Below are 25,366 nucleotides of genomic sequence, written 5' to 3' on the forward strand. Positions count from 1 at the left end.
CCACAGGTCTGCAGAAGATTCTGTAGATTGCGTTCATGTCACGCGGAAATACGTCCGAACCGCTGTTCGTCGCGCCCGCGGCGAAGGATGTTCTGCCGCTCGACGCGATCGACGCGCGCATCGTCCGCGCCCTGGCCGAGGACGCCCGCATCCCGAACAACGCGCTGGCCGCGCGGGCCGGCGTCGCGCCGTCGACCTGCCTGGCCCGCACCCGGGCCCTGCGCGAGCGGGGGGTGATCCGCGGTTTCCATGCGGACGTCGACCCGGCGGCGCTCGGCCGACCCCTGCAGGCGATGATCGCGGTGCGGCTGCAGTCGCACGCGCGCAGCCACATCCCGCAGTTCATGGCACGTATCGCCGAACTGCCCGAGGTGCTCGACGTGTTCTTCCTCGGCGGTGCCGACGACTTCCACGTGCACATCGCGGCCACGGGCACCGGCAACCTGCGCCAGTTCGTCGTCGAGAACCTCAGTGCCAACCCCGACGTCGCGCTGACCGAGACCAACCTGATCTTCGACCACGTGAAGGCCCGCGTCGTCCCGTGACCGATGCGGACGGGGAACTGAACCGATCGCCACCCGCGAACGTTTCCTACAGCGGTCGACCCCGAACCCACCAGCGAAGGTGACGCATGCTCACGACGATCAACGGCATCCCCGCCCACGTCCTGCTCATCCACGCGATCGTGGTGCTCGCGCCGCTGGGGGCGCTGTTCACGATCCTGTCGGCGGTGTGGCCCGCAGCCCGACGCAAACTCGGTTTCATCTCTCCGCTGACCTGCCTCGTCGTGCTGGTGCTGACTCCCGTCACCACCAACGCCGGCGAGTGGCTCGAGGACAAGCTCACCAAGGGCCAGGACGGCAGCCCGTTCGCCGAGAAGATCGAGAAGCACGCCGACCTCGGCGACACCTTCCTCTACCTCGCGATCGCACTGTTCGTGTTCTCGGCCGCCGTGTGGTGGATCGGTCGCCGCAATGACGCGGCCACGCCCGCGGACGCCGCCGTTCCGGCCTCCGGTGGCGGCACCGCCACGGCGACCCGGGCCACCACCACCGCGCTGCCGACGGCGCTCACCTACGCCGTCGCCGCCGTGGCGGTCGTCGTCTCGGTGATCACCGTCGTGCAGCTCGTCCGCATCGGCGACTCCGGGGCGCAGGCGGTCTGGGGTGGCAGCGGCAGCTGAGGTGGCCAGCTGAGGGGTCCCCTCCCGGGGTCGCGTCGGTTCTTGCGCGGTGGGTCAGCCGAGGCGATCGGCGACCGCGTGGCCGAGGCGCATGCCCGACAGCCACGCCGACTCGACGCGCGGGGAGCCCTCCGGGCACCAGCTGTCGGTCGCCAGGCCCAGCAGCCGTCCGTCGTGTTCCACCAGGCCGAACGGGTCGTCCCCGTGGGTGCCGACCGGCTTGGCCAGGCCCCAGCGGTGCGTGTGGGTCCAGCGCGGCGGCTCGGCCGTGCCGAGCAGGCGCTGCAGCGCGGCAAGCACCGGCACGACCGCGGCGGCCGGGTCGTCGAGGTGCTGTCGCGCCCGGTCGGCGGTGGTGTGCGCGACCAGCACCGGAGCGCCGTCGCCCCGGCGGGAGCCGTCGTCCGCGACGAGCGTGAGGTCGGGGTCGTCGTTGACGAAGGCCGCGTCGAGGGCGCCCCAGTGGCGTTCGCCCCATGCGGCGGCGACCGCGATCACGGGCTCGTACTCGACCCAGTCGGCAGCGTCCGGTGCGAGTCGCGCGGCCTGCGGGTCGGGCATCGCGAGCACCACCGCGTCCGCTCCGAGCTCGCCGAGCGAGTCCACCTCGCGTCCGGACCCGACCTCGGTGCCGCCGGTGGGCAGCAGATCGCGCACGAGCGAGCGCAGGCCACCGGGCGCGGCGTAGCGCACCGGCCCGGTCTTGGACGTCCGCCCGTCCGGACCCACGACGGCGAAGGTGTCCGTCCACTCACGGACGAGACCGCGGCGCGACCAGCCGTCGACGACGTTGCGGAAGCCGTCGTCCTTCACGGTGAGGTAGGCAGCCCCGAGGTCGACGCGCCGGCCCTGCACCGACGGCGAGGCCATGCGGCCGCCCGGCGCGCGACCGCGCTCGACGACGTCGACGGCCAACCCGTGCTCGCGCAGCGCCGCCGCGCAGGCCGCCCCGGCGATACCGGCACCGACGACGGTCACGCGTGCAGCAGTCACGACGCGGACGTTACTGTCCGGATCATGGCCCGTACGCACCAGGAGTCCATCGACATCGCCGTCGGTCCCGAGGCCGTCTACGACCTCGTCTCGGACATCACGCGCACCGGCGAGTGGAGCCCGATCTGCCGACGCTGCGAGTGGGACGAGGGCGCCACCGGGCGGGTCGGCGACGGCTTCACCGGCCACAACGAGGACGCCGGACGGGAATGGTCGACGCATTCGACCGTCGTCGCGGCCGATCGCGGACGCCGCTTCGGCTGGCAGGTCGCCGACGGGCTCGTCGAGTGGAACTACCTGCTCGAACCGACGGACGGCGGCACCCGCCTCACCGAGACCTGGGAGTTCCGCGACGCCGGGCTCGCGATGTTCCGCGAGCGGTACGGCGACGAGGCGGACGCGCAGATCGAGCAACGCACCCGCGCCGCCCACGCCGGAATCCCGGCCACTCTCGCCGCGCTCAAGCGCATCGCCGAAGCGGGCTGACCGCTCCCCGGCCGAGGTGGTCGCGGCGCGCCGGCGTGTGCACAGCCGGTCGAGCCGGGAAGCGGGACGGGCTCACACGGGGACGGCGGCCCGGCGTCCCCCCGTGGACGCCGGACCGCCGTGATGGCGCGGGCGTCTAGAGCCGCGCCCACGCCTCCGTGAGAACCGAACGCAGGATCTGCTCGATCTCGTCGAACTCCGGCTGGCCGATGATCAGCGGCGGGGCGAGCTGGATGACCGGCTCACCGCGGTCGTCGGCGCGGCAGTAGAGCCCCGCCTCGAACAGCGCCTTGGACAGGAACCCGCGCAGCAGGCGCTCGGCCTCGTCGTCGGTGAACATCTCCTTGGTCTGCTTGTCCTTGACCATCTCGATGCCGTAGAAGTAGCCGTCGCCGCGGACGTCACCGACGATGGGCAGGTCGTACAGCTTCTCGAGGGTGGCGCGGAACGCGCCCTCGTTCTGCAGCACGTGCTGGTTGAGGCCCTCGCGCTCGAAGATGTCGAGGTTCTTCATCGCCACCGCGGCCGACACCGGGTGGCCACCGAAGGTGTAGCCGTGCGGGAACGTCGCGTCGCCCTGGAAGAACGGTTCTGCCACGCGGTCGCTGATGATCGCGGCGCCGATGGGGGAGTAGCCGCTGGTCAGGCCCTTGGCGCACGTGATGATGTCGGGCACGTAGCCGAACTTGTCGCAGGCGAACATCGTGCCGAGCCGGCCGAACGCGCAGATGACCTCGTCCGACACCATGAGCACGTCGTGCCGGTCGCAGATTGCGCGCAACCGCTCGAAATACCCGGGCGGCGGCGGAAAGCAGCCGCCGGAGTTCTGGACGGGCTCGACGAACACGGCCGCGACGGTGTCGGGACCCTCCATCTCGATGGCGCGTTCGATCTCGTCCGCGGCCCAACGCCCGAACGCCTCGAGATCGTCCCCGTGCTCGGGAGCACGGTAGAAGTTGGTGTTCGCCGCCTTGTGGGCGCCGGGCACCAGCGGCTCGAAGTATTTCTTCGCGTCGGGGATGCCGGTGATCGACAGCGCTCCCTGCGGGGTTCCGTGGTACGCGATCGACCGGCTGATCACCTTGTGCTTCATCGGCTTGCCGACGAGCTTGAAGTACTGCTTCGCCAGCTTCCAGGCCGTCTCGACGGCCTCGCCGCCGCCGGTGGTGAAGAAGACCTTGTTGAGGTCGCCGGGCGCGTACGAGGCGAGCCGGTCGGCCAGCTCGACGGCCGGTGGGTGCGCGTACGACCACAGCGGGAAGAACGCGAGCTCGCGCGCCTGGTCGTACGCGGCACGGGCGAGCTCCTCGCGGCCGTGGCCGGCCTGCACGACGAACAGGCCGGCGAGGCCGTCGAGGTAGCTGCGACCCTGGTCGTCGAAGATGCGCGCGCCTTCGCCCCGCACGATGGCGGGTACCGGCGCCGTCGCGTAGCTCGACATCCGCGTGAAGTGCATCCACAGGTGCTCGCGGGCCTTCGCCGCCAGCGCGCCGGGATCGCCGGCGGCTCCGCTGGTCTCGATGGGCGTGGTGGTCATGACTGTTTCGCTCCCCAGTTGTACGTCTGTTTGACGAGCTTCAGGTACACGAAGGACTCGGTGCGCACGACGCCCTCGATGGTGCGGATACGGGCGTTCACGAGCTCGAGCAGGTGGGCGTCGTCGGTCACGACGACCTCGGCGAGCAGGTCGACCGACCCCGCGGTGACGACGATGTAGTCGACCTCGTCGATCGCGCTCAGTGTCGCGGCGACACGCTCGACGTCCCCGGACGTGGAGATCGAGATCATCGCCTGCCGACCGAGGCCGGTGCGCATCGGATCGGTGACGGCGACGATCTGCATGACGCCGCTGTCGACGAGCTTCTGCACCCGCTGCCGCACCGCCGCCTCGGAGAGCCCGACGGCCTTGCCGATCGCCGCGTACGGACGGCGGCCGTCCTCCTGCAGCTGCTCGATGATCGCGCGGGAGACGTCGTCCAATGCGCCACGCGCTGACGAGGTCATCGCCGAACGTCCCTTCGAGTCACTGATTTCGTGCTGTGCACGCTATCAGACGATGGATTTCGTGGGGGATGTCGGCGAACCCGGCGCGACGTCGGGGTCCGGGACGAGGGTCGGGGTGTTCTTGTTCAGCGTCCGGCCGCTGAAGAAGTCGGGTGCCTTGACCCACCACACGACCATCAGGATCGCGCCGAGCACGAAGCTGCCGATGCCGATCAGGAAGACGCCGCCGATGGTGCGCTCGGAGTCCCACGGCAGCGTCCAGCCGGTGTAGCTGGAGCTGACGTCGGAGGGCGCGAGCCAGGCGTCCTTGATCGACCAGATGAGCGCGCCCAGCAGGATCAGGCCGCCGAGGAAGGGCAGCAGGCCCTGGAAGACGAAGTTGCGCGGGCTGCTCATGAGGTTGTGGCGGTAGTACCAGGTGCACGCGAAGCCGGTGAGGCCGTAGTAGAAGGCGATCATCATGCCCAGTGCGGTCACGCAGTCGCTGATGACCAGACCGTCCGTGCCGGCGTAGTTGAGGCCCGCGTACAGCACGATCGAGACGACGCCGAAGGCCACGGTCGACACCGACGGCGTCAGGAAGCGCGGGTGGGTGCGCGAGAACGAGTCGGGAAGCGCCTTGTACACCGCCATCGACAGCGTGGTGCGCGCCGTCGGCAGGATCGTCGTCTGGGTCGAGGCCGCCGCCGAGGTCAGCACCAGGAACAGCAGCAGGTGCGTCATGATCGAGCCGTAGGTGCCCGACCCGAACACCGCTTCGCCCAGCGGGCTGAAGATGTCGTTCGCGTTGTCGCTGTTGTTCAACCCGATGCCGCTGTCGCCGGTCCCGGCGAACGACTGGCTCGACAGCGTCAGCAGCACGTAGGTGACGAGCAGCAGGACGGTCGACAGCACCGCCGCACGCCCGGGCGTCTTCGTCGGGTCGGCCGTCTCCTCGTTGACGGCCACGGCGCTGTCCCAGCCCCAGTAGATGAACAGCATCAGGATCAGGCCGCGCACGAACGAGGAGAAGTCCTCGACCGCGAACGGGTTGAACCAGTCCCAGGAGACGCCGATGGCCTGCGGACCCGCCGTGCCGGCGGCGACCTTCCACAGCGCGGTGCCCGCGAAGATCAGCAGGACGATGATCTCGAGGACGAGGAAGATCTTCTGAAGCCAGGCCGACAGTTCGACGCCGATGTAACAGATGAGCGTCATGACGGCGATCCAGCCGATGCCCACGAGCAGCACCCAGCCGCTGACCGCGTTGCGGCCGATGCCCTTCGCGTCGAACAGCAGGAACAGGTACTGGCCCGCGACCTGCGCGAGGCTGGCCATGACCAGCACGTCGGCGGCGATGATGCCCCAGCCGCCCATCCAGCCGGTCTTGGGGCCGAACGCCCGGGTGGCCCAGGTGAAGGTGGTGCCGCAGTCGGGGTCGGCCTTGTTCAGTTCCTGATAGGCGATGGCGACGAACAGCATGGGCACGAAGGCCAGCGCCACGATGATCGGCGCCTGGAGTCCCACGAACGCGACGACGAAGCCGAGCGTCGCGGCCAAGCTGTACGCGGGCGCTGTCGACGCCACTCCGATGACGACGCTCGACGTCAGGCCGAGCGCGCCGGTCTTGAGTCCCTTGGTCGGCGGTCCCTGCGGGTCCTGTCGGTCCAGCACCGTCACTGCGTGCCCCCATCCTGTTGGTGCATTGCTGCGTTTATCGCAGGCGAGAGTCTGCGATGCAAGGGTTTCCGCCGTGTAACGGCCCGCGAGGCGTGGATTTCGCACACCATGCGGGCTAGGTTCGGGCGATGCGCATCCTGATCCTCGGCGCCGGCGGAGTGGGGTCCGCCGCCGCCGCGATCCTCGCCCGCCGCCCGTTCGCCGAGCACGTCGTCGTCGCCGACTACGACGGCGCCCGCTCCGAACGAGTCGTGTCCGCGCTCAGCGACGACCGCTTCGTCGCCGCCCGCGTCGACGCGTCCGACAAGGACGCGGTCGAGGCGTTGCTGCGCGACTCACGGGTCGACGCGGTGCTCGGCGCGACCGACCCCCGCTTCACCATGCCGATCTTCACCGCCGCGCTCGCGGCCGGCGTCCACTACCTCGACATGGCGATGTCGCTGTCGCAACCGCACCCGGACGAGCCGTTCTCGAAGCCCGGCGTCAAGCTCGGCGACGAGCAGTTCGCGCTCGCGTCCGAGTGGGAGGCCTCGGGCAAGCTGGCGCTGGTCGGCATCGGGGTCGAGCCGGGACTGTCGGACGTCTTCGCCCGGTACGCGGCCGACCACCTGTTCTCCGAGATCGACGAGCTGGGGGTGCGTGACGGCGCCAACCTCGAGGTCGACGGCTACGAGTTCGCGCCGTCGTTCTCCATCTGGACGACGCTCGAGGAATGCCTCAACCCGCCGGTCGTCTACGAGAAGGACCGCGGCTGGTACACGACCGAGCCCTTCAGTGAGCCCGAGGTGTTCGACTTCCCCGAGGGCATCGGGCCGGTCGAGTGCGTGAACGTCGAGCACGAGGAGGTGCTGCTCATGCCCCGCTGGGTCGAGGCCAAGCGGGTCACCTTCAAGTACGGACTCGGCGACGAGTTCATCGACGTGCTCAAGACGCTGCAGAAACTCGGGCTCGCCTCGACCAAGCCGGTCAGGGTCGGTGAGGTCGAGGTGTCACCGCGCGACGTGGTCGCGGCCTGCCTGCCGAACCCGGCCTCGCTCGGCGACCGGATGACCGGCAAGACGTGCGCCGGGCTGTGGGTCACCGGTACGGGCAAGGACGGCAACCCCCGCTCGACGTACCTGTACCACGTCGTCGACAACGGCTGGTCGATGAGCGAATACGGTCACCAGGCCGTCGTCTGGCAGACGGCGGTCAACCCGGTCGTGGCGCTCGAACTGCTCGCGACCGGCGTGTGGACGGGTGCCGGCGTGCTCGGGCCCGAGGCGTTCGACGCGCAGCCGTTCCTCGATCTGCTCGCCGGCGACTACGGCTCGCCGTGGGGGATCCAGGAAGTGTCTACGCACTTCTGAGTTCGGCGGCGCCGAAGCTGACGTCGAAGCGGGCGCACCACAACGAGACGCTCGTGTACCGGTCGAGCCTCACGTCGTCGGGGATCCGGTAGACCTGGTTGCCGAGGTTGCCCTTGAGGTCGCCGAGGCTGACGTGGGCGCCGTCGTCGAACACGTACCAGCCCTTCTCGCCCGGGATGACCGGCGCGTCGGTCAGCCACACCTCGACGTCCGGTCCGTTGCTGGTGTCCAGGTCCTGGAGCACGAGCACCCGGGACCCGTCCGCCTGGCGCACGATGCTGACCGCGCCGCGGGTGTCGTGCTCGTGACTGATGAGCGACCCGCGCGACAGGATGCGCGCCTCGGGCTTCGAGACCTCGGTCGCGCCGGGAGCGGCGGACGACGGCGCGGACGACGGCGCGGACATCGGGGTGGACGTCGGTATGGACGTCGGCGTGGCGGTCCCGGGCGCGCTCGACGGGTTGCTCGACGGGGGAGTGGCGGGCAGCTGGGCGACGACGCTGGGCAGCGCCTCGTCGACCCGCTCGTCGACCCACAGCTTCCACGGCTGGAACCAGTACAGGCCGAACGCGACGGCCGGCACCAGGACGACGGCGATGCCCAGGAGGACCTTGCGGCGTCTGCTCATGCAGGGACGGTAGGGCGAGGGGACCCGACGTGGCACGGGTAGCAGTACCCCGGCCCCGCACTCTGAATTCCCAGCTAACCTACGGTACCGTAGGTTGCGACGGACGAACGGGACGAGGTACCGCATGACCGCTCTGCTCACCGACGAGGCCCGCCTGCTGCACGAACTGGAGCCGGTGGTCGCCGAGAACCTCGAGCGACACCTGCGCACCACCAAGCCGTGGCATCCGCACGACTACGTGCCGTGGAGCCGCGGCCGGGACTTCGCGTTCCTCGGCGGCGAGGACTGGCGGCCCGAGGACTCGCCGCTGGACGAGGTGGCGCAGGTGTCCATGACGGTCAACCTGCTGACCGAGGACAACCTGCCCTCGTACCACCGCGAGATCGCCACGCGGTTCGGACGCGACGGCGCGTGGGGCGAGTGGGTCGGCCGGTGGACGGCCGAGGAGGGTCGTCACGGCATCGCGCTGCGCGACTACCTGGTCGTCACCCGCGGCGTCGACCCTGTCGAGCTGGAGAACCTGCGCATGACCCACATGCAGGCCGGCTACGACTCCGGGGACAAGACCGCCCTGCAGGCGGTCGCGTACGTGTCCTTCCAGGAGCTCGCGACGCGCGTGTCGCACCGCAACACCGGCGCGGCCGCGGGGTGCCCGCTCGCCGAGCAGCTGCTCGCCCGCGTCGCGGCGGACGAGAACCTGCACATGGTCTTCTACCGCAACCTGGTCGCGGCGGCCCTCGACCGGGCGCCGGACGCCACCATGTGCGCCATCCGCGACGAGGTGGTCGGGTTCCGCATGCCGGGCCAGGGAATGCCGAACTTCCTGCGCAACTCGGCGACGATCGCCAAGGCGGGCATCTACGACCTGCGGCTGCACCACGACGACGTCATCGCCCCGGTGCTGCGGTTCTGGAAGGTGTTCGGCCGCGACGACCTCGGGCCCGAGGGCGAGCAGGCACGTGACGAACTTGCCGCCTTCGTCGACGCCCTCGACGCGCAGGCGACCCGGTTCGTCGAGAAGCGGGAGCGGCAGCGCGAGCGCGCGGCCGCCCGGGCCTGACCGGGGTCAGGACCGCCAGGCGTTCTTGCGGCGGCGCCGCTCCCACAGCAGGCCGACGAACAGCGCGATCGCCGTCAGGCCGAGGAACAGCGTGCCCTGCTCGTTGTAGTGGGTCGACGTCATCATCAGCAGCATGATGATCAAGGTCGCCCAGCCGCCGATGACGGTGGCACGGGGGAACTCGCCGTGCCAGCCCCACATCTCGGGGCGCTCCTCGACGCGCTGCAGCTCGCTGCCGTGCTCGTTGCCGGTCTGGATGCCGGTGCCCTCGCTGGTGCCCTGGGTCTGACTGGCCACGGAAACGCTCCTGTCACGGTGCTCGCCGGCGCTCGTCCGCCGACACCGTCATTCTGGCACCCCCGCCCATGGCTACCGTGAGGGCATGCGGATCACCGGATGCGGCCACGCGAGCGTCCTCATCGAGACGGCCCACGGCACCGTCCTCACCGACCCCTGGGTGAACCCGGCCTACTTCGGGTCGTGGTTCCCGTTCCCCGACAACTCGGGGCTCGACTGGGACGCGCTCGGCCGGGCCGACTACCTCTTCGTGTCGCACCTGCACCGCGACCACTACGACCCCGAGCACCTGCGCAAGTACGTGTCGAAGTCGACGACGGTGCTGCTGCCCGAGTTCCCGACGTCCGAGCTCGAGGACGCCCTGCGCGACTGCGGGTTCACGTCGTTCGTCAAGCCGCCGTCCGGCGAGGTGGTGAACGTCGACGGCCTCGACGTCATGATCCAGGCGCTGACGTCCCCGACCGACGGCCCCATCGGTGATTCGTCGTTGTGGCTGTCCGACGGCACGCACCGGGTGCTGAACCAGAACGACGCCCGTCCGTCCGAGCTGTCGGCGTTCCGCGAGCTGGGGCCGGTCGACGGGTACCTGATCCAGTTCTCCGGGGCCATCTGGTTCCCGATGGTCTACGAGCTGCCGCAGCGTGCGAAGGCGGCGATGGGGCTCACGAAGCGGCAGCGGCAGTTCGACCGGACGCTGCGCTACATCGAGGAGCTCGACGCCACGTACGTGTTCCCGACGGCGGGCCCGCCGTGCTTCCTCGACGAGGAGCTGTGGGGCTTCAACGACGCGTTCGGCGACGAGTCGAACATCTTCCCCGACCAGACCGTGTACCTCGACTGGCTGCGCGAGCACGGCCACGACGAGGGCCGGCTGCTGCTGCCGGGGTCGGTCGCGTCGCTCGACGAGGACGGGTGCCCGGTCGCCCACCCGTACGAGCCCGAGACGATCTACGCGTCGAACGAGACCAAGCTGGCCTACCTGAAGGACATGCAGGCGCGGCGGCAGCCCGAGGTCGAGGCGATCAAACAGACCTGGGCGCACCCCGAGATCGACGTCCTGGCCGCGCTGCAGGAGTGGTTCACGCCGCTGCTCGAGGAGTCGGTGCACATCGCGAAGGGCATCGACGGGGGAGTGCGCTTCACCCTCGAGGACGCCGAGCGCGGCGATGTCGACGTGCTCATCGACTTCGTGGCCCGCCGCGTGAGCGCCTACGACGGCGAGAAGGTGCGTTACCGGTTCCGCACCCGCCGGGCGTACGTCGAGCAGCTGATCGCCGAGCACGAGATCGACTGGGTCAACTCGCTGTTCCTGTCCTGCCGGTTCTCCGCCCAGCGCATCGGGCCCTACAACGAGTTCGTCTACGTCTTCTTCAAGTGCCTGTCGGACGAACGGTTGAACTACGCCGAGGGCTGGTTCCTCGAGCAGAACACCCAGCAGGCCGCCGAGACCATCGAGCTCGAGGGTTGGGAGATCCAACGCAGATGCCCGCATCTCAAGGCCGACCTGTCGCGCTTCGGCACCGTCGAGGACGGCGTGATGACCTGCCAGATGCACGGTTGGAAATGGCGACTGAGCGACGGCAAGTGCCTCACCTCGGTGGGGCACGACATCCGCAGCGCGCCGGTGGGTGAGGGGCTGGCCGCGCCGGCGCCGTCCGCCCACGACGAGTCCGACCGCGTGCACACCGGGCACCACGAGTCCGAGTCCGAGACCGCCTGACGGCTTTCCTCGCTGGGTGACGCCACGGGGCTCGCCAAGCGTCACTGATCGACGAAACGCCGCCGTCGTTCCTCGGTGAGTGCCGCGGGGACGGCCCGCGGGCGTCACTCAGCGATGAACGATCACGTGTGCGTGCCGGGTGACCGGTTCGGACGGGTCGATCCGGTCACCTCGGGGGAGAAGCTGATCATCCGCGGAAACTGTCGTACCCGCGTGCGAGAACATGATCATGCCTCTGCGTCAGTGGACAGACGATGACCTCCGGGCGGCAGTCGCCAACTCCGCCTCGATGCGCCAAGTGATGCTCGCGCTCGGGCTTGCCGGGGGCGGCGGGGCCTACGCCACGCTGTGGCGGCACATTGCGCGCCTCGACATCGATACGTCCCACCTCCCGCAGACGTCGGGAGGCCGTCCCGGCAGGGTCCGATCGTGGACGGACGGCCAGCTGGCCGACGCGGTTCGGAACAGCACGACTGTCGCGCAGGTTCTCCGGCGTCTGGGTTACGCACCCAGCGGGGGAGTACAGCGCTTCATCAACCAGCACTTCAGGCGGTTGGGGCTCGACACGAGCCATTTCGTCGGTCAGTCGTGGGGGAAGGGTCGCCGCAATCCCAACGGATTCAAGGCCCGGCCACTCGACGAAATCCTGGTCGCGAACTCGACCTACGTCAGCAGCGGCAATCTCCGTCGTCGGTTGATCATGGCCGGCCTCAAGGAAGCTCGGTGCGAGCGCTGCGGTCTCGACGAATGGTGCGGGAAGCCCTTGCCGCTGACGCTCGATCACATCAACGGTGATCCGACCGACAACCGGCTGGAGAATCTCCGTATTCTTTGTCCGAACTGCCACGCGCAGACCGATACCTGGTGTCGGCGCAACGTCGGCCGGCGTACTCCAATTGGCGAGAGAGACTCGGTTTAGGTCCGAGACAGTGCGGGTTCGAATCCCGCCGCCGGTACATCAACCTCGTCGCGCGCAGTCGACGCAACGATCCGTCCCCGGGCGGGCGGCGAGTCGCTCGGCGCCGATGGGGCGTCCGCACACCACGCACCGCCCGTACGCGCCCGACTCGGCCCTGGCGAGGGCGGCGTCGAGCTCGGCCACACGGACCTCGGCGCGGTCGAGCATCGACTGCGCCTGGGCGCGCTCGAAGCCGATGGTCGCGCCCTCCGGGTCGTGCTCGTCGTCGCCCGTGGTCGACGACGCCGAGTCGATGACGTCCGCGAGGTCGCGGCGACGCTGCTCGAGCTGCGCGAACGCCTCGGCGCGGGCCGCCCGCAGCGCGCCGAGGTCGTCGGCCGGCACCGTCAGTCGAGGCCCAGGTCGCGTCGCAGCTTGGCGACGTGGCCGGTGGCCTTGACGTTGTACTGCGCGAGCGCGATCTTGCCGTCCTCGTCGACGACGAACGTCGAGCGGATCACCCCGGTGACCGTCTTGCCGTACATCGTCTTCTCGCCGAAGGCGCCGTAGGCCTGCAGGGTGGTGCGCTCCGGGTCCGACAGCAGCGGGAACGTGACGGCGTCGCGCTCGCGGAACTTCGCGAGCTTCGCGGGCTTGTCCGGCGAGATGCCGAGCACCTCGTACCCCTCGGCCGCCAGCGAGTCGAGGCTGTCACGGAAGTCGCAGGCCTGCTTCGTGCACCCCGGCGTCATCGCGGCCGGGTAGAAGTAGACGATCACCTTCGAGCCGCGCAGGTCGGACAACGACACGTCGTTGCCGTCCGCGTCCGGAAGAGTGAAGTCGGGCGCGGCGTCGCCCGGGGACAGGCGCGTGTCGGCCATGTAGGAACCCTTTCCCATGGTGGCGGCGTCGGCGTCTTCCTAGCGTCGGGGACGAGACCGACGCGAAGGAGCACCGACATGAACCCGACCACCATGCCGCAGCGGCACGGCCGCCCGCAGCAGGGCCCCGACCGCGACGTGCGTCCCGGCCTCTGGCAGGTGCCGGCGGCCTTCTGGGTCGGGCTCGGCATCGCCGCCGTCGCCTTCGTCGTGCACATCGAGTCGCTGACGGTCCGCACGTCCACCCTGGGCGGACGTCCCGAGTACTCGTGCCAGTACAGCGACCTCGTGGGCTTCTTCGCCGCCCTGGCGATCCTCGCGACCGTCGCCGCCGGCTGGGCCCACCGCCGGTCGCGCCACCCCCGGGCGAAGTTGCCGATGCCCTACATGGCGGTCTTCACCGTGGTGCTGGTCGCGCTGTCGGTGATGCACGCGCTGCGGGGCAACGGCACGATCATGAGCCCGTGCGACGCCCGCCCGATGCCCTGACCATGCGTCCCCGGCATCCCGGCGGGCCCGTTCCGGCCCGCGGCGCGCCCCGCGCCTGACGCCGTCCGGCCTGCACCTCGCTAGGCTGGCGCTTCAGCATTCCGAGGGGAGCCACGGTGGCCGAGCGCAGCGCCGACGACATCAAACGCGACATCGAGAGGTCGCGTGCGCAGTTGGCCACCGCGGTCGACCAGCTCGCCTACCGCACGCACCCCAAGCGCGTCGCCGAGCGGGCGAAGCAGACGGTGCGCGAGAAGCTGCAGACCCCGCAGGGCCAGGCGATCGCCGCCGGCGCCGGCGGCGTGGTGCTGCTGCTGGTCGCACTCCGCATCCGCAACGCCCGCGCCGCGAAGCCCAGGACGGTGGTCGAGCGGGTCGAGCGGGCCGCCAAGAAGGCGCGCCGCTGACCGACGGGTGAACGGCTGACGAACGCCCGGCGATACGCTCGGCGGCGGCCACCACCGTCGTCAGCAAGGATCGCCATCGTGGGCTTCCGCCTCACCCCGAAGGACAACGCGTTCTACGCGATGTTCACCGACGCCGGCCGCAACGTGGCCACCGCGATCACGGTGCTGTCGGGGCTGACCGACCCGAACGCCAACCGTGCCGCGATCGCCAAGGAGTTGCGCGACATCGAGCACGCGGGCGACGCCGTGACGCACCGCATCATGCGGCAGCTGAACACCAGCTTCGTCACCCCGTTCGACCGCGAGGACATCTACCGCCTCGCGTCCGCGCTCGACGACGTCGTCGACGCGGTCGAGGCCGCGGCCGACTTCATCGTCCTGGCCGACGTGGGCCGCCTGCCCCCGCTGATGACCGAGCAGATGAAGCTGCTGCAACGCTCCGCGGACGAGACCGCCGAGGCGATGTCGCGGCTGAAGACGCTGCAGGACCTCGAGCCGTACTGGATCGAGGTGAACCGCCTCGAGAACGAGGCCGACCGCGTCTACCGCAAGCTGTTGTCCAAGCTGCTGAGCGGCGACTACGACGCCCTCACCATGATCAAGCTGCGTGAGGTCGCCGACGGGCTCGAGGAGGCCGCCGACGCCCTCGAGCACGTGGCCCACGCGGTCGAGACGATCGCGGTCAAGGAGTCGTGAGCACCACCGCCCTGGTCGTCGTCATCGTGATCGTGGCGCTCGGCTTCGACTACACCAACGGCTTCCACGACGCCGCCAACGCCATCGCGACGTCGATCTCGACGAAGGCGCTGACCCCGCGGGTCGCCCTGGCGATGGCGGCGGTGATGAACATCGTGGGCGCACTGATCTCCGTCGAGGTCGCGAAGACGATCGGCGGCGGCATCATCGATCCCGCGGTCGGACGGTCCGGGCTGGTGATCGTGCTCGCCGCACTCGTGGGCGCGATCGTCTGGAACCTCGGCACCTGGTACTTCGGCCTGCCGTCGTCGTCGTCGCACGCGCTCATCGGGGCGCTGCTCGGCGCCGGCCTGGCGGGCGCCGAGAAGGCCCATTGGGACGTGCTGCTCGACAAGGTGCTCATCCCGATGGTGGCGTCACCGCTCATCGGTTTCGGCGTCAGCTATCTGTTCATGATCGCGCTGCTGTGGGCGTTCCGGAAGGCCAACGCGCATCGGGTCAACCGGGGCTTCCGGTCGGCGCAGATCGTCTCGGCGGCCGCGATGTCGTTCGGCCACGGCACCCAGGACGCGCAGAAGACGATGGGCGTCATCTTCCTGACCCTCGTCATCAACGGTGACCTGCAGCAGGGCGACGGCATCCCGTTCTGGGTGATCATCTCCTCGGCCCTGGCCATCTCCGCGGGCACCTACTCCGGCGGCTGGCGCATCATGCGCACCCTGGGCCGTCGCATCATCCAGCTGACCCCGGCCAGCGGCTTCGCGGCCCAGACCGTCGCGAGCGCCGTGATGCTCTCGACGGCCCACTACGGCCTGCCGGTGTCGACCACCCACGTGATCTCGACGTCGATCATGGGCGTCGGCGCCACCCGCCGGTTCTCCGCGGTGCGGTGGGGCGTAGCCGGCAACATCGTCGTGGCGTGGATCCTCACCATCCCCGCCGCGGCCGCCGTCGCGGCCATCGCCTATTTCGCCCTGCACCCGCTGCTCGGCGGCTGAGCCCGGGTCACCCCCGCGCCGAGAACCGCACCCGGTCGCCGGGTCGCAGCTGGGCGACCGTGCCGAGGTCGGTGACCACCGCGACGACCGGGTACCCACCGGTCACCGGCGCGTCCGGGCCGAACACGATCGGACGTCCGTCGCCGGGCACCTGCACCGCCCCGGGCAGCGTCGGCTCGCTCGGCAGCTCACCCCCGATCCGCTCGAGCGGTGGCCCGTCGAGCCGGACGCCGATGCGGTCGCTCGCGTCGCGCACCGTCCACACGGTCCGGGTCAGTGCGGCCCGGGACGTCGCGTTCAGGCGGTCGTCGCGGGGCCCGAGGCGGACGGGCAGGGTGCCGTCGCCGGGCCGGGTCGCGATCACCGCGTCGGTCACCGCGGCCACCGTCGCGGCCCCGATCCCGAGCCGGTCACCCGCCGCCAGGGGCGGACGGCCCAGTCCGCTGAGCACGTCGGTCGCGACCGAACCCAGCACGGCGTCCGCCGCGAACCCGCCGCGCGCGGCCAGGTAGGTGCGGGCACCGTGGCCGGGGGTGCCCAGCGCGACCTGGTCGCCGGCGCGCAGCGTCACGGCCGTTCCGGCGACCAGCCCGGGGCAGGGCGCGCCGGTGACCGCGACGGTGAGCGCCGAGTCGGTCCGGAACGCCAACCCGCCGAGCAGCACCTCGATCACGGGGGCGTCGGGGGCGTTGCCCACGAGCCGGTTCGCCTGCCTGTGCGCGCGCCGGTCGAACGCTCCCGAGCGGGGCACCCCGAGGTGCGCCCAGCCGACCCGTCCGCCGTCCTGGACGCTCGCGAACGGTCCGGGGCGGACGATCTCGACGGTCACCGCGCCACCGCGCGGAACCGGACCCGGGTGCCGGGGGAGAGCAGGGCGGGCGGGTCGCGCTCGAGGTCCCAGAGCGCGGCGTCGGTGCGTCCGATCAGTCGCCATCCTCCTGGCGACGCGCGCGGGTAGACGCCGGTGAACTCGCCGGCGAGCCCCACCGATCCGGCGGGCACGCGGGTGCGTGGCTCGGCCAGCCGCGGCACGTGCAGCTCGGGCGGCATGCCGGTCAGGTAGGCGAAACCGGGCGCGAAGCCGCAGAAGGCGACGACGAACGCGGTCGACGTGTGGGCACGGACGAGCCCGTCGGAATCCAGCCCGAGGAGCGCGGCGGTGTCGGGGAGGTCGGCCCCGTCGTAGCGGACGTCGAGCGTCACCTCGGGGCCGCTCGGAGCCGGGACGTCGTCCGGGACCTCGGCCAGCCGTGCGGCCAGGGTGGGCAGCGCGTCCGCGCCGACGACGAGCAGGGTGCAGGCGGCCGGCACCACCTCGACGACGCCGGGCAGCCGCGCGGCGGCCGCCGCCAGGGTCCGCACCTGCGACGGGTCGTCGGGTTCGACGAGGGCGGCCGTGTCGCCGTAGGGCAGCACCCTCACGCGAACCGCTCGAGGGCGATGCCGGCGTCGAGCAGCGCCGCCCGCACGGCCCGGGCGTGCTCGACCGCGCCGGGCGTGTCGCCGTGCAGGCACAGCGACCGGGCGGCCACCGACACCTCCGTGCCGTCGTCCGCCGTCACCAGCCCGTCGCGGGCGAAGCGGACGGCGCGGTCGACGACCGCTGCCGTGTCGGTGAGCACCGACCCCGCCGTCCGCCGGGACACCAGTCGCCCGTCCGCGGTGTACGCGCGGTCGGCGAAGGCCTCGGCGACGAAGGTCAGGTCGTGGGTGGCCGCGGCGTCGGCGAGCGCGGAGCCCGGCAGGCCGAGCAGCGGCAGCGTCCGGTCGTAGGCCGCGACCGCGGTGGCCACCGCGCCGGCCTGGTCCGGATCGTCCGCGGCGGCGTTGTAGAGCGCGCCGTGCGGTTTGACGAACGCGACGCGGCCGCCGGACGGCCGGGCGCAGCCGTCGAGGGCGCCGAGCTGGTAGAGCACGTCCGCGGCGAGCTCGTCCGGCGCGATGTCGATGCGGCGGCGGCCGAACCCGGCGAGGTCGCGGTAGCCCACCTGCGCGCCGATCGCGACGCCGCGCTCGACCGCGGCGGCGCACACGCGGCGCAGGGTGAGCGGGTCGCCGGCGTGGAACCCGCACGCGACGTTGGCGCTGGTGATCACGTCGAGCAGCGCCTCGTCGTCGCCGAGGCGCCAGATGCCGAACCCCTCGCCCAGGTCGGCGTTGAGGTCCATCACGGGCACCGGCCCACCGTACTGAGGGACGGGCCACCTGGGTGGTGTCGGCGGCGGCCCGTCCGGGTTAGCATCCCAAGGCCAGGCTTACCTAAGAAGGCACCGCGGACGGAGAAGCATGCTCCCCAGCTTCGTGATCGGGTTGCGCGAGGGCCTCGAGGCCGCGCTCATCGTCGGCATCATCGCCGCCTTCCTGCGCAAGCAGGGCCGTCGGGACCTGCTGCGCTCGGTGATGGTCGGCGTGGGCGTCGCCGTCGTGCTCTGCCTGGGCATCGGCATCGCGCTGCGCGCCTTCTCCCAGAACCTGCCGCAGAAGGAGCAGGAGGGCCTCGAGACGGTCATCGCCGTCCTCGCGATCGGCATGGTCACGTACATGGTCGTGTGGATGCGGCGGAACTCCCGCAACCTCAAGGGCCAGCTCGAGAGCCTCGCGTCCGAGGCCATGACGCAGTCGTCCAACGGCGCGCGGGCGATGGTCGCCATGGCGTTCCTCGCCGTCATCCGCGAGGGTCTCGAGACCGTCGTCTTCCTGCTCGCCGCCTTCAACGAGTCGGCGAACGGCGCCACCGCCGGCGTGGGCGCGCTGCTCGGCCTGCTGGTCGCCGTCGCCCTGGGCTACGGCATCTACCGCGGCGGCGTGAGGCTGAACCTGTCGAAGTTCTTCCGCGCGACCGGCGCCGTCCTCGTGCTCGTCGCCGCCGGCCTCGTCGTGAACGCCGTGCACACCGCCCACGAGGCGGGCTGGGTGAACGTCGGCCAGCAGCAGACCCTGGACCTCACCTGGCTCGTCGAACCCGGCACCGTCCAGGCCTCGCTGCTGACCGGCATGCTGGGCCTGCAGCCGCGGCCGGTGCTGATCGAGGTCGTGCTGTGGCTGGTGTACCTCGTGCCCGTCGGGCTGTACGTGGTGTGGCCGCCCGGACGGCCGGTGCCGCGGCGGGCCGCGATCCGCGGCGGGCTCGCCCTCGCGGCCCTGGCCGGTGTCACCGCGCTCGTGCTCGCGCTCGTCGCGCCCGACGAGCCCGGTGCCGGGTCGACGTCGCTGTCGGGCGTGCAGCTCACCGGGCGCAGCGCCACCGGTGTCACCGTGCTCGGGCGGCCCCCGGCCTCGCTCGGCCCGTCCGAGGGCGAGGTGCGCCTGCCGTTGCGCCGCGCGGGCGCCCAGGACCGTGCCGGGCTCCCGACCGAGCGCTACAGCGGACGCATCGTCGGGGCGTCGAGCTACGACGGCCCCGCCACCCTGCCGGTCGAGCGCGTCGCGCAGCTGAACGGCGGACGGCTGCCCACCGGCATCCGGATCACCGACGGCAGCATCCCGGTGCGGTACCGGTCGGGCACGACGGTGACGGTGTGGGTCGACCCGCGTACCGACCGGCTCGTCGACGTCCGGTGGACCCGGCAGGTCCTGGCCGTGGCGGGCACCGCCGCCAACAACGCCCAGCTCGACCGTCCCGTGACCGGGCGGACGGCCGGCACCTCCGATGCCACCGTGCGGTCGGCGGCACAGGCCGCCCGGGCCGCCCACGACGACGGCACCCGGCGCTCCCAACTGCTCACGGCCGCGGTGTGGTGTGCCGTGGTGGCGCTGCTCGCGGTGCTCACGGCGGTCGCGTTCGCGCTCACCGGACGCCGCCGGACCGATCCCGCCCCGGCCCGCGAGCCGACCCCGCCCCTCGTCCGGTCATAGGTTAGGCTGCCCTAACTCATAACCGGACCTGCGACGACGACGGAGTACAGATGCACCGCACGACCAGACTGGCCGCCCTGGCTGCCGGCACCGCCGCGACCGCCCTGCTCGCCGGCTGCTCGTCCGACTCGGGCGGCGGTGACCCGACGGGCTCGCCCGCCCCGGGCACGGCCACGAACGCCAACGCGCGCGTCGCGACCGTCACGGTCACGCAGGCCGACGGGTGCGTCATCGACAAGACGTCGTTCCCGGCGGGCGCGCTGACGGTCAAGGTGACCAACCGTGACGCCACGGCGGTCAGCGAGGTCGAGATCCTGCAGGGCCAGCGCATCCTCGGCGAGAAGGAGAACGTGCCCCCGGGCCTGGGTGGCGAGTTCAGCGTCACCGTCGAGGCCGGCACCTACCAGCTCTACTGCCCGGGCGCGACGCCGGAGAAGAAGCCGATCACGGTCACCGGCAAGTCCGGCGGCCCGGCCGACACGACCGTCGACGCCCTGCTCGCCGACGCCACCAAGGGTTACGCGACCTACGTCAACACGCAGGTGGCCGCGCTCGTGACCGCCACGAAGAGCTTCGCCGCAACGCTCAAGGGCACCGACCTGGCCGCCGCGCAGAAGGCGTACATGAGCGCCCGTCCGTTCTACGAGCGCATCGAGCCGGTCGCCGAGTCCTTCGTCATCGGCAAGGACTCGATCGACGCCGACATCGACATCCGCGAGGGCGACGTGCCCGCGTCGCAGTGGCGCGGGTTCCACCGCATCGAGAAGGCGCTGTTCCAGCAGAAGTCGCTGAAGGGCATGGCGCCCTACGGCGAGAAGCTGGTCGCCGACATCGCCCGACTGCAGGGCCTGACCGAGAACCTCGAGTACAAGCCGACCGAGCTCGCCAACGGTGCGCAGGGCCTGCTCGACGAGGTCGCGGCCAGCAAGATCACCGGCGAGGAGGAGCGTTACTCGCGCATCGACCTGCTCGACTTCGCCAACAACGTCGAGGGCGCCGAGCAGGCGTACGCCCAGCTGCTGCCGGCCCTGAACAAGATCGACGCCGACCTCGGCAGGACCATCACGGCCCGCTTCGCCGACCTGACGAAGCTGCTCGCGAAGTACCGCACGACCGCCAACCCGTCCGGCTACAAGCTCTACGACCAGCTCACCACCGCCGACAAGCGTGGGTTCGCCGCCGCCGTCAAGGCGGTGCAGGAGCCCCTGAGCAAGGTGTCGAGCAAGATCGCCAATGCCTGACGACACCGCTGCGGCGACCGCTCCCGACGCCGACGCCCCGTCCCCGTCGCGGCGGCGCTTCCTCGGCCGTGCGCTCGGCGCGGCCGGGGTGGTCGCCGCGGGCGGCGCCGGCTTCGGTGTCGCCCGCGCGACCGACGCGGACGCCGACACGGGGGCCGACACCAGGCCCTCCCCGGGCACGCAGGTCGTCCCGTTCTACGCGCGCACCCAGGCGGGCATCGCCACCCCCGCGCAGGACCGGCTCGCCTTCGCCGCCTTCGACATCGCCGCCGTCGACCTGCAGGCGGTCTCGGTCATGCTCGCCACCTGGTCGGCCGCCGCCGCCCAGATGACCAAGGGCCTGCCCGTCGGCGCGGTCGAGACCGTGCCCTCGCGCCCGCCGATCGACACCGGCGAGGCGATGGGGCTGTCGGCGTCGAACCTGACGATCACGGTCGGCTTCGGCCCGTCCTTCTTCGACGACCGGTTCGGCCTCGCCGACAAGCGGCCCGCCGCGCTCGCCGACATCCCCGAGCTGCCCGGCGACTACCTGCAGGCGTCCCGCAGCAACGGCGACATCTGCGTCCAGGCCTGCGCCGACGACCCCCAGGTCGCGTTCCACGCCATCCGCAACTTCGCCCGGCTCGCCCGCGGCACCGCCGTGATGAAGTGGTCGCAGCTCGGCTTCGGACGCACCTCCTCGACGTCGAAGGCGCAGGACACCCCGCGCAACCTGTTCGGCTTCAAGGACGGCACGAACAACATCAAGGACGAGGACACCGACGAGCTGGAGAAGTTCGTCTGGGTCGGCGACGAGACCGACCAGAACTGGATGCGCGGCGGCAGCTACCTCGTCGCCCGCCGCATCCGCATGCTGATCGAGTCGTGGGACACCGACTTCCTCGCCGACCAGGAGAAGATCTTCGGCCGGTACAAGGAGTCGGGCGCCCCGCTGACGGGCAAGCACGAGTTCGACACCGTCGACCTCACCGCGAAGCGCAAGGGCGAGTACGTCGTCGACGTGAACTCGCACATCCGGCTGGCCGCGCCGTCGTCGCACGGTGGGCAGAAGCTGCTGCGCCGCGGCTACAGCTACACCGACGGCATCGACGCCGACACCGGCCTGCTCGACGCCGGGCTGTTCTTCATCGCCTTCCAGAAGGACCCCCGCAAGCAGTTCGTGCCCATCCAGCGCATGCTCGGCCGCTCCGACCTCATGAACGAGTACGTCCGGCACACCGGCAGCGGCCTGTGGGCCTGCCCGCCCGGGGTGCGCGGCCCCGGCGACTGGTGGGGCAAGTCGCTGTTCGTGTGAGCGGTGCGCGCCCGCCCCGGTGGGCGCTGGCGTCCTCGCTCGCCGCGCCGGTGTTCATGATCGGCGGGTGGCAGCTCGCCGCCGCTGTCCGCGACGACCGCTTCGACCCGGTCCGGGGCACGATCAGCGAGCTGGCGTCCCGGGGCGCCGACCATCGCTGGATCATGACGCTCGGCTTCGTCGGCCTGGGCTGCGCGCACGTCGTGACCGCCCTCGGAACGGCGACGCTGCGGCGGGCGAGCCGGGCGGTGCTCGCCCTGGCCGGGGTGTGCGTGCTGCTCGTGGCCGCGTTCCCGCAGCCGGACCGCGGGTCGTCGACCGCGCACGCCGCTGCCGCGACGGCCGGGTTCGTGCTGCTCGTGGCGTGGCCCGCGACCACCGCGACCCGGGGACGGGCCTGGGCGGTGCGCCCGCCCGTTGCCGTAGCGGTGACGCTGCTCTCGGCCGCGCTGCTCGCCGCGTTCGCCGTGACGCTGGACGGTCGGACCACCGGCCTGTGGGAGCGCCTGCTGGCCGGCCAGCAGGCGGTCTGGCCGGCCGTGGTGGTGCTCGCGCTGAGGCGGTCGCGGCGGGGTGCGACGATCGGACGGTGAGTTCCCCGCGCGAGGTCGTGCTGCTCGGCTCCACCGGTTCCATCGGCACCCAGACGGTCGACGTCGCACTCCACGCCCCCGACCGCGTCCGCATCGTGGCGGTGTCGGCGGGCGGCGGTGACGTCGGGGCGCTCGCCGAGCAGGCCGCGCGGCTGCGGGTGCGGGCCGTCGGTGTCGCCCGCGAGAGCGCCGTCGACGCCCTGAACGCCGAGCTGGACCGGGTGTGGCCGTCGGACGCACCGCGGCCCGCCGTCCACGCCGGGCCAACGGCGTCGGCCGAACTGGCCGCGCTCGGCTGCCACACCGTCCTCAACGCCGTCGCCGGGGCGCAGGGCCTGCGGGCGACGCTCGCCGCGCTCGAGGCGGGACGGGTGGTCGCCCTGGCCAACAAGGAGTCGCTCATCGCCGGCGGGCCGCTGGTGACCCGGCTCGCCGCCGACGGCCAGCTCGTGCCCGTCGACTCCGAGCACTCCGCCCTGGCGCAGTGCCTGCGCTCGGGTACCGCGGGCGAGGTGCGCAAGCTCGTCGTCACCGCCAGCGGCGGTCCGTTCCGCGGCCGCTCGCGCGAGGAGCTCGCCGACGTCACCCCGCAGCAGGCCCTGGCCCACCCCACCTGGGACATGGGCCGGCTGGTGACCACCAACTCGGCCACCCTGGTCAACAAGGGCCTCGAGGTCATCGAGGCACACCTGCTGTTCGACGTACCGTACGAGCGCATCGAGGCGGTGGTGCACCCGCAGTCGGTGATCCACTCGATGGTCGAGTTCACCGACGGCTCGACGATCGCGCAGGCGTCGCCGCCGGACATGAAGCTGCCGATCGCGCTCGCCCTCGGCTGGCCCGATCGCATCCCGGACGTCAGCGCCCCCGTCGACTGGACGGCCGCGCAGAGCTGGACGTTCGAACCGCTCGACACGGCCGCCTTTCCCGCCGTCGAGCTGGCCAAGCGGGCCGGCGCCGCGGGTGGCTGCGCCCCGGCGGTCTACAACGCCGCCAACGAGCTGCTCGTCGACGCGTTCCACGACGGGACCATCGGGTTCCTGCGGATCGTCGACACGATTGCCGATGTAGTGGACGCATGGCTGAGCGAACGCCACGACGCCGTGGGGAACCCCGGTACCGTGGCGGACGTCGAACAGGCCGAGAGCTGGGCACGCGAGCGCGCCGGAGAGATCGTCGCGCAACCGGCCCGCAGCTGATCGGTACCGGAGCTGACCGTCAGCGGGGACGAAGGGAAAGCAGATGCCCTCCTGGCTGCTGTACACGCTCGGCGTCGTGATCTTCGCGCTCGGCCTGCTGCTGTCCATCGCGCTGCACGAGATCGGCCACATGGTGCCGGCCAAGAAGTTCGGCGTGAAGGTGACGCAGTACATGGTCGGGTTCGGCCCGACGATGTTCTCCCGCAAGAAGGGTGACACCGAGTACGGCCTGAAGTGGATCCCGCTCGGCGGCTACATCCGCATGATCGGCATGGTGCCGCCGCGCAAGGACGGCCGGCCGTCGCGCTGGCCGCGGCGCATGGCGACCGCGGTCGAGGACTTCCGGCAGGTGAGCCGGGCCGAGGTCACCCCCGAGGACGAGCACCGGCAGTTCTACCGGCTCACCCCCGGCAAGAAGATGATCATCATGGTCGGCGGGCCGACGATGAACCTGGTCATCTACCTCGTCCTGACGGTCGTCCTGCTCGTCTTCCTGGGCAAGCCCGACACGGCACCCACCACCACGATCGGCACCGTCGTCAAGTGCGTGGTGCCCGCGAACTCGGTGGCCGCGCGGGCCGACACGTGCCCGGCCGGCGCCAGCGCGGCTCCCGCGGCCAAGGCGCTTCGGCCCGGTGACACCGTCGTGTCAGTGAACGGCGAGAAGGTGACGAGTTGGCAGCAGCTCGTCGGGCTCATCGAGCCGTCCGCGGGCACGCGGCTGTCCGTCGGCATCCAGCACCGCGACGGAACCCGCGAGACCGTCGCGATCACCCCGGTCGAGAACACCAAGTACGTCGACGGCAGCACCACGAAGACGAAGAAGGCCGGATACCTGGGCGTCTCGCCCACCGAGCGGCGCTACTTCGAGACCGTCCCGATCACGGCCGTCCCGGGCGAGATCGGTGACCAGGTGCAGCGCGGCCTGAGCGCGCTCGCGCGCTACCCCGAGAAGGTCGGCAACCTCTTCGGCACCGTGTTCCAGGGCGAGCAGCGCGATCCCGAGGGCGCCGTCGGCGTGGTCGGCATCGGGCGCATCTCGGGCGACTTCGCCGAGAGCAAGGCCCTGAGCAACACCGACAAGCTGTACCTCCTGCTGAGCCTGCTCGCGTCGGTCAACCTGCTGCTGTTCTTCTTCAACCTGCTGCCGCTGCTGCCGCTCGACGGCGGCCACGTGGCGGGCGCGCTGGTCGAGGCGGTCAAGCGCGGCTGGGCCCGGCTCAAGGCGCGCCGCGAGCCCGCGCGGGCGGGCGCCACCGACGGCGCATCACCCGCCGGGGGAGGCCTGCGGCCCCGCCCGGCCCCGAAGCAGATCTTCGTCGACACCGCGCAGATGCTGCCCGTCATGTACGCGGTGGCGTCCGTGCTCATCGTCCTGACACTGTTGACGCTCTATGCCGACATCGTCGACCCGATCCGGTTGCTCGGCGGGTGAC

The 25,366-nt window shown here is 71.3% G+C and carries 28 protein-coding genes and 1 tRNA gene; 17 read left to right on the forward strand and 12 right to left on the reverse strand.

Annotation, left to right across the window (positions count from 1 at the left end):
- Nucleotides 1-35: 35 nt before the first annotated feature.
- On the forward strand, nucleotides 36-545 hold the full coding sequence (locus ACYVP9_RS22960; protein ID WP_460607316.1) for an Lrp/AsnC family transcriptional regulator: 510 nt from the start codon (nucleotides 36-38) through the stop codon (nucleotides 543-545).
- An 86-nt stretch (nucleotides 546-631) separates the two neighbouring features.
- Entirely contained in the window at nucleotides 632-1,183 is a 552-nt protein-coding gene (locus ACYVP9_RS22965; protein ID WP_460607317.1) for a DUF2231 domain-containing protein, read from the forward strand.
- Between the two features lie 54 nt (nucleotides 1,184-1,237).
- Here the strand turns inward: ACYVP9_RS22965 and ACYVP9_RS22970 are convergent, their stop codons facing one another.
- The gene (locus ACYVP9_RS22970) at nucleotides 1,238-2,176 is read right to left on the reverse strand and encodes an NAD(P)/FAD-dependent oxidoreductase (protein WP_460607318.1); all 939 of its coding nucleotides are present in this window, start codon (nucleotides 2,174-2,176) and stop codon (nucleotides 1,238-1,240) included.
- Between the two features lie 24 nt (nucleotides 2,177-2,200).
- On the opposite strand from ACYVP9_RS22970, the gene ACYVP9_RS22975 reads away from it, so the two are divergent.
- Entirely contained in the window at nucleotides 2,201-2,662 is a 462-nt protein-coding gene (locus ACYVP9_RS22975; RefSeq protein ID WP_460607319.1) for an SRPBCC family protein, read from the forward strand.
- A 136-nt stretch (nucleotides 2,663-2,798) separates the two neighbouring features.
- Here the strand turns inward: ACYVP9_RS22975 and ACYVP9_RS22980 are convergent, their stop codons facing one another.
- The 3 genes from ACYVP9_RS22980 to ACYVP9_RS22990 are packed head-to-tail and all read right to left on the reverse strand — an operon-like array spanning nucleotide 2,799 to nucleotide 6,319.
- Nucleotides 2,799-4,199 carry an aspartate aminotransferase family protein gene (locus ACYVP9_RS22980; RefSeq protein WP_460607320.1) on the reverse strand — a complete coding sequence of 467 codons (1,401 nt, stop codon included), beginning with the start codon at nucleotides 4,197-4,199 and terminating at the stop codon, nucleotides 2,799-2,801.
- Nucleotides 4,196-4,666 (reverse strand): Lrp/AsnC family transcriptional regulator, encoded by a 471-nt coding sequence (locus ACYVP9_RS22985; protein ID WP_460607321.1) that lies wholly within the window; start codon nucleotides 4,664-4,666, stop codon nucleotides 4,196-4,198. The genes ACYVP9_RS22980 and ACYVP9_RS22985 overlap by 4 nt, the downstream gene beginning before the upstream one ends.
- Nucleotides 4,667-4,711: 45 nt before the next feature.
- Nucleotides 4,712-6,319 (reverse strand): APC family permease, encoded by a 1,608-nt coding sequence (locus ACYVP9_RS22990; protein ID WP_460607322.1) that lies wholly within the window; start codon nucleotides 6,317-6,319, stop codon nucleotides 4,712-4,714.
- A 134-nt stretch (nucleotides 6,320-6,453) separates the two neighbouring features.
- On the opposite strand from ACYVP9_RS22990, the gene ACYVP9_RS22995 reads away from it, so the two are divergent.
- Nucleotides 6,454-7,674 (forward strand): saccharopine dehydrogenase family protein, encoded by a 1,221-nt coding sequence (locus tag ACYVP9_RS22995; RefSeq protein WP_460607323.1) that lies wholly within the window; start codon nucleotides 6,454-6,456, stop codon nucleotides 7,672-7,674.
- Here ACYVP9_RS22995 and ACYVP9_RS23000 read toward each other — a convergent pair.
- A complete protein-coding gene (locus ACYVP9_RS23000; protein ID WP_460607324.1) occupies nucleotides 7,661-8,302 on the reverse strand; it encodes a DM13 domain-containing protein in 642 nt (213 codons plus the stop codon). The two genes, ACYVP9_RS22995 and ACYVP9_RS23000, sit on opposite strands and share 14 nt — an antisense overlap.
- Before the next feature lie 124 nt (nucleotides 8,303-8,426).
- Between ACYVP9_RS23000 and ACYVP9_RS23005 the strand changes: the two genes are divergently transcribed.
- Complete coding sequence (locus tag ACYVP9_RS23005) at nucleotides 8,427-9,362, forward strand: acyl-ACP desaturase (protein ID WP_460607325.1); 936 nt, start codon at nucleotides 8,427-8,429, stop codon at nucleotides 9,360-9,362.
- A 6-nt stretch (nucleotides 9,363-9,368) separates the two neighbouring features.
- Here the strand turns inward: ACYVP9_RS23005 and ACYVP9_RS23010 are convergent, their stop codons facing one another.
- On the reverse strand, nucleotides 9,369-9,659 hold the full coding sequence (locus ACYVP9_RS23010; protein WP_460607326.1) for a DUF2631 domain-containing protein: 291 nt from the start codon (nucleotides 9,657-9,659) through the stop codon (nucleotides 9,369-9,371).
- Nucleotides 9,660-9,744: 85 nt separating this feature from the next.
- Here ACYVP9_RS23010 and ACYVP9_RS23015 point away from each other — a divergent pair, with 85 nt between their 5' ends.
- Nucleotides 9,745-11,379 carry a Rieske 2Fe-2S domain-containing protein gene (locus tag ACYVP9_RS23015; RefSeq protein ID WP_460607327.1) on the forward strand — a complete coding sequence of 545 codons (1,635 nt, stop codon included), beginning with the start codon at nucleotides 9,745-9,747 and terminating at the stop codon, nucleotides 11,377-11,379.
- A 187-nt stretch (nucleotides 11,380-11,566) separates the two neighbouring features.
- Here ACYVP9_RS23015 and ACYVP9_RS23020 read toward each other — a convergent pair whose 3' ends face one another.
- Complete coding sequence (locus ACYVP9_RS23020; protein WP_460607328.1) at nucleotides 11,567-12,226, reverse strand: hypothetical protein; 660 nt, start codon at nucleotides 12,224-12,226, stop codon at nucleotides 11,567-11,569.
- Nucleotides 12,227-12,260: 34 nt separating this feature from the next.
- Here ACYVP9_RS23020 and ACYVP9_RS23025 point away from each other — a divergent pair.
- Nucleotides 12,261-12,335 (forward strand) — tRNA-Leu (locus ACYVP9_RS23025).
- 2 nt (nucleotides 12,336-12,337) lie between these two features.
- On the opposite strand, the gene ACYVP9_RS23030 is transcribed toward ACYVP9_RS23025, so the two are convergent.
- Nucleotides 12,338-12,682, reverse strand: coding sequence for a TraR/DksA family transcriptional regulator (locus ACYVP9_RS23030; RefSeq protein ID WP_460607329.1), 345 nt, complete (start codon nucleotides 12,680-12,682; stop codon nucleotides 12,338-12,340).
- A gap of 2 nt (nucleotides 12,683-12,684) precedes the next feature.
- Nucleotides 12,685-13,158 (reverse strand): thioredoxin-dependent thiol peroxidase, encoded by a 474-nt coding sequence (gene bcp / locus ACYVP9_RS23035; RefSeq protein WP_460607330.1) that lies wholly within the window; start codon nucleotides 13,156-13,158, stop codon nucleotides 12,685-12,687.
- 78 nt (nucleotides 13,159-13,236) lie between these two features.
- Between bcp and ACYVP9_RS23040 the strand changes: the two genes are divergently transcribed.
- The 4 genes from ACYVP9_RS23040 to ACYVP9_RS23055 all read left to right on the forward strand — a co-directional run bounded on the left by ACYVP9_RS23040 (nucleotide 13,237) and on the right by ACYVP9_RS23055 (nucleotide 15,748).
- Nucleotides 13,237-13,647 (forward strand): hypothetical protein, encoded by a 411-nt coding sequence (locus ACYVP9_RS23040; RefSeq protein WP_460607331.1) that lies wholly within the window; start codon nucleotides 13,237-13,239, stop codon nucleotides 13,645-13,647.
- A 116-nt stretch (nucleotides 13,648-13,763) separates the two neighbouring features.
- Nucleotides 13,764-14,054: a DUF3618 domain-containing protein gene (locus ACYVP9_RS23045; RefSeq protein WP_460607332.1), complete on the forward strand. Its 291-nt coding sequence runs from the start codon at nucleotides 13,764-13,766 to the stop codon at nucleotides 14,052-14,054.
- Between the two features lie 78 nt (nucleotides 14,055-14,132).
- Nucleotides 14,133-14,750 (forward strand): DUF47 domain-containing protein, encoded by a 618-nt coding sequence (locus ACYVP9_RS23050; protein WP_460607333.1) that lies wholly within the window; start codon nucleotides 14,133-14,135, stop codon nucleotides 14,748-14,750.
- On the forward strand, nucleotides 14,747-15,748 hold the full coding sequence (locus ACYVP9_RS23055; protein WP_460607334.1) for an inorganic phosphate transporter: 1,002 nt from the start codon (nucleotides 14,747-14,749) through the stop codon (nucleotides 15,746-15,748). Before ACYVP9_RS23050 ends, ACYVP9_RS23055 begins: the two co-directional genes overlap by 4 nt.
- Before the next feature lie 7 nt (nucleotides 15,749-15,755).
- Here ACYVP9_RS23055 and ACYVP9_RS23060 read toward each other — a convergent pair whose 3' ends face one another.
- Genes ACYVP9_RS23060 through ACYVP9_RS23070 form a run of 3 tightly spaced genes read right to left on the reverse strand, consistent with a single transcriptional unit; the run spans nucleotide 15,756 to nucleotide 17,916 of the window.
- Nucleotides 15,756-16,682, reverse strand: a complete 927-nt coding sequence (locus ACYVP9_RS23060) for a 5-oxoprolinase subunit C family protein (RefSeq protein ID WP_460607335.1) — start codon at nucleotides 16,680-16,682, stop codon at nucleotides 15,756-15,758.
- A complete protein-coding gene (locus ACYVP9_RS23065; protein WP_460607336.1) occupies nucleotides 16,574-17,170 on the reverse strand; it encodes a 5-oxoprolinase subunit B family protein in 597 nt (198 codons plus the stop codon). The genes ACYVP9_RS23060 and ACYVP9_RS23065 overlap by 109 nt, the downstream gene beginning before the upstream one ends.
- Nucleotides 17,167-17,916 carry a LamB/YcsF family protein gene (locus tag ACYVP9_RS23070; RefSeq protein WP_460607355.1) on the reverse strand — a complete coding sequence of 250 codons (750 nt, stop codon included), beginning with the start codon at nucleotides 17,914-17,916 and terminating at the stop codon, nucleotides 17,167-17,169. Before ACYVP9_RS23070 ends, ACYVP9_RS23065 begins: the two co-directional genes overlap by 4 nt.
- A gap of 118 nt (nucleotides 17,917-18,034) precedes the next feature.
- Between ACYVP9_RS23070 and efeU the strand changes: the two genes are divergently transcribed.
- From efeU to ACYVP9_RS23100, 6 genes are read left to right on the forward strand one after another with little or no spacing between them, the layout of a single operon-like run.
- On the forward strand, nucleotides 18,035-19,603 hold the full coding sequence (gene efeU, locus ACYVP9_RS23075; RefSeq protein WP_460607337.1) for an FTR1 family iron permease: 1,569 nt from the start codon (nucleotides 18,035-18,037) through the stop codon (nucleotides 19,601-19,603).
- Nucleotides 19,604-19,653: 50 nt separating this feature from the next.
- The gene (gene efeO, locus ACYVP9_RS23080; protein ID WP_460607338.1) at nucleotides 19,654-20,844 is read left to right on the forward strand and encodes an EfeM/EfeO family lipoprotein; all 1,191 of its coding nucleotides are present in this window, start codon (nucleotides 19,654-19,656) and stop codon (nucleotides 20,842-20,844) included.
- Nucleotides 20,837-22,138 carry a Dyp-type peroxidase gene (gene efeB, locus ACYVP9_RS23085; RefSeq protein ID WP_460607339.1) on the forward strand — a complete coding sequence of 434 codons (1,302 nt, stop codon included), beginning with the start codon at nucleotides 20,837-20,839 and terminating at the stop codon, nucleotides 22,136-22,138. The genes efeO and efeB overlap by 8 nt, the downstream gene beginning before the upstream one ends.
- A complete protein-coding gene (locus ACYVP9_RS23090) occupies nucleotides 22,135-22,731 on the forward strand; it encodes a DUF998 domain-containing protein (protein WP_460607340.1) in 597 nt (198 codons plus the stop codon). Before efeB ends, ACYVP9_RS23090 begins: the two co-directional genes overlap by 4 nt.
- Nucleotides 22,728-23,930, forward strand: coding sequence for a 1-deoxy-D-xylulose-5-phosphate reductoisomerase (gene dxr, locus ACYVP9_RS23095; protein WP_460607341.1), 1,203 nt, complete (start codon nucleotides 22,728-22,730; stop codon nucleotides 23,928-23,930). The genes ACYVP9_RS23090 and dxr overlap by 4 nt, the downstream gene beginning before the upstream one ends.
- A 43-nt stretch (nucleotides 23,931-23,973) precedes the next feature.
- Complete coding sequence (locus ACYVP9_RS23100; RefSeq protein WP_460607342.1) at nucleotides 23,974-25,365, forward strand: M50 family metallopeptidase; 1,392 nt, start codon at nucleotides 23,974-23,976, stop codon at nucleotides 25,363-25,365.
- Nucleotide 25,366 lies beyond the last annotated feature (1 nt).

The sequence above is a fragment of the Jatrophihabitans fulvus genome, from assembly GCF_054781375.1.

What these genes read in the sequence shown, in the direction of transcription:
- ACYVP9_RS22960 (WP_460607316.1), top strand. Translation starts at nt 36, where the DNA reads ATGTCACGCGGAAATACGTCCGAACCGCTGTTCGTCGCGCCCGCGGCG.
- ACYVP9_RS22965 (WP_460607317.1), top strand. Translation starts at nt 632, where the DNA reads ATGCTCACGACGATCAACGGCATCCCCGCCCACGTCCTGCTCATCCAC.
- ACYVP9_RS22975 (WP_460607319.1), top strand. Translation starts at nt 2,201, where the DNA reads ATGGCCCGTACGCACCAGGAGTCCATCGACATCGCCGTCGGTCCCGAG.
- ACYVP9_RS22980 (WP_460607320.1), bottom strand. Translation starts at nt 4,199, where the DNA reads ATGACCACCACGCCCATCGAGACCAGCGGAGCCGCCGGCGATCCCGGC.
- ACYVP9_RS22985 (WP_460607321.1), bottom strand. Translation starts at nt 4,666, where the DNA reads ATGACCTCGTCAGCGCGTGGCGCATTGGACGACGTCTCCCGCGCGATC.
- ACYVP9_RS22995 (WP_460607323.1), top strand. Translation starts at nt 6,454, where the DNA reads ATGCGCATCCTGATCCTCGGCGCCGGCGGAGTGGGGTCCGCCGCCGCC.
- ACYVP9_RS23000 (WP_460607324.1), bottom strand. Translation starts at nt 8,302, where the DNA reads ATGAGCAGACGCCGCAAGGTCCTCCTGGGCATCGCCGTCGTCCTGGTG.
- ACYVP9_RS23005 (WP_460607325.1), top strand. Translation starts at nt 8,427, where the DNA reads ATGACCGCTCTGCTCACCGACGAGGCCCGCCTGCTGCACGAACTGGAG.
- ACYVP9_RS23015 (WP_460607327.1), top strand. Translation starts at nt 9,745, where the DNA reads ATGCGGATCACCGGATGCGGCCACGCGAGCGTCCTCATCGAGACGGCC.
- bcp (WP_460607330.1), bottom strand. Translation starts at nt 13,158, where the DNA reads ATGGCCGACACGCGCCTGTCCCCGGGCGACGCCGCGCCCGACTTCACT.
- ACYVP9_RS23040 (WP_460607331.1), top strand. Translation starts at nt 13,237, where the DNA reads ATGAACCCGACCACCATGCCGCAGCGGCACGGCCGCCCGCAGCAGGGC.
- ACYVP9_RS23060 (WP_460607335.1), bottom strand. Translation starts at nt 16,682, where the DNA reads ATGGCGACTGATCGGACGCACCGACGCCGCGCTCTGGGACCTCGAGCG.
- ACYVP9_RS23070 (WP_460607355.1), bottom strand. Translation starts at nt 17,916, where the DNA reads ATGGACCTCAACGCCGACCTGGGCGAGGGGTTCGGCATCTGGCGCCTC.
- efeU (WP_460607337.1), top strand. Translation starts at nt 18,035, where the DNA reads ATGCTCCCCAGCTTCGTGATCGGGTTGCGCGAGGGCCTCGAGGCCGCG.
- efeO (WP_460607338.1), top strand. Translation starts at nt 19,654, where the DNA reads ATGCACCGCACGACCAGACTGGCCGCCCTGGCTGCCGGCACCGCCGCG.
- efeB (WP_460607339.1), top strand. Translation starts at nt 20,837, where the DNA reads ATGCCTGACGACACCGCTGCGGCGACCGCTCCCGACGCCGACGCCCCG.
- ACYVP9_RS23100 (WP_460607342.1), top strand. Translation starts at nt 23,974, where the DNA reads ATGCCCTCCTGGCTGCTGTACACGCTCGGCGTCGTGATCTTCGCGCTC.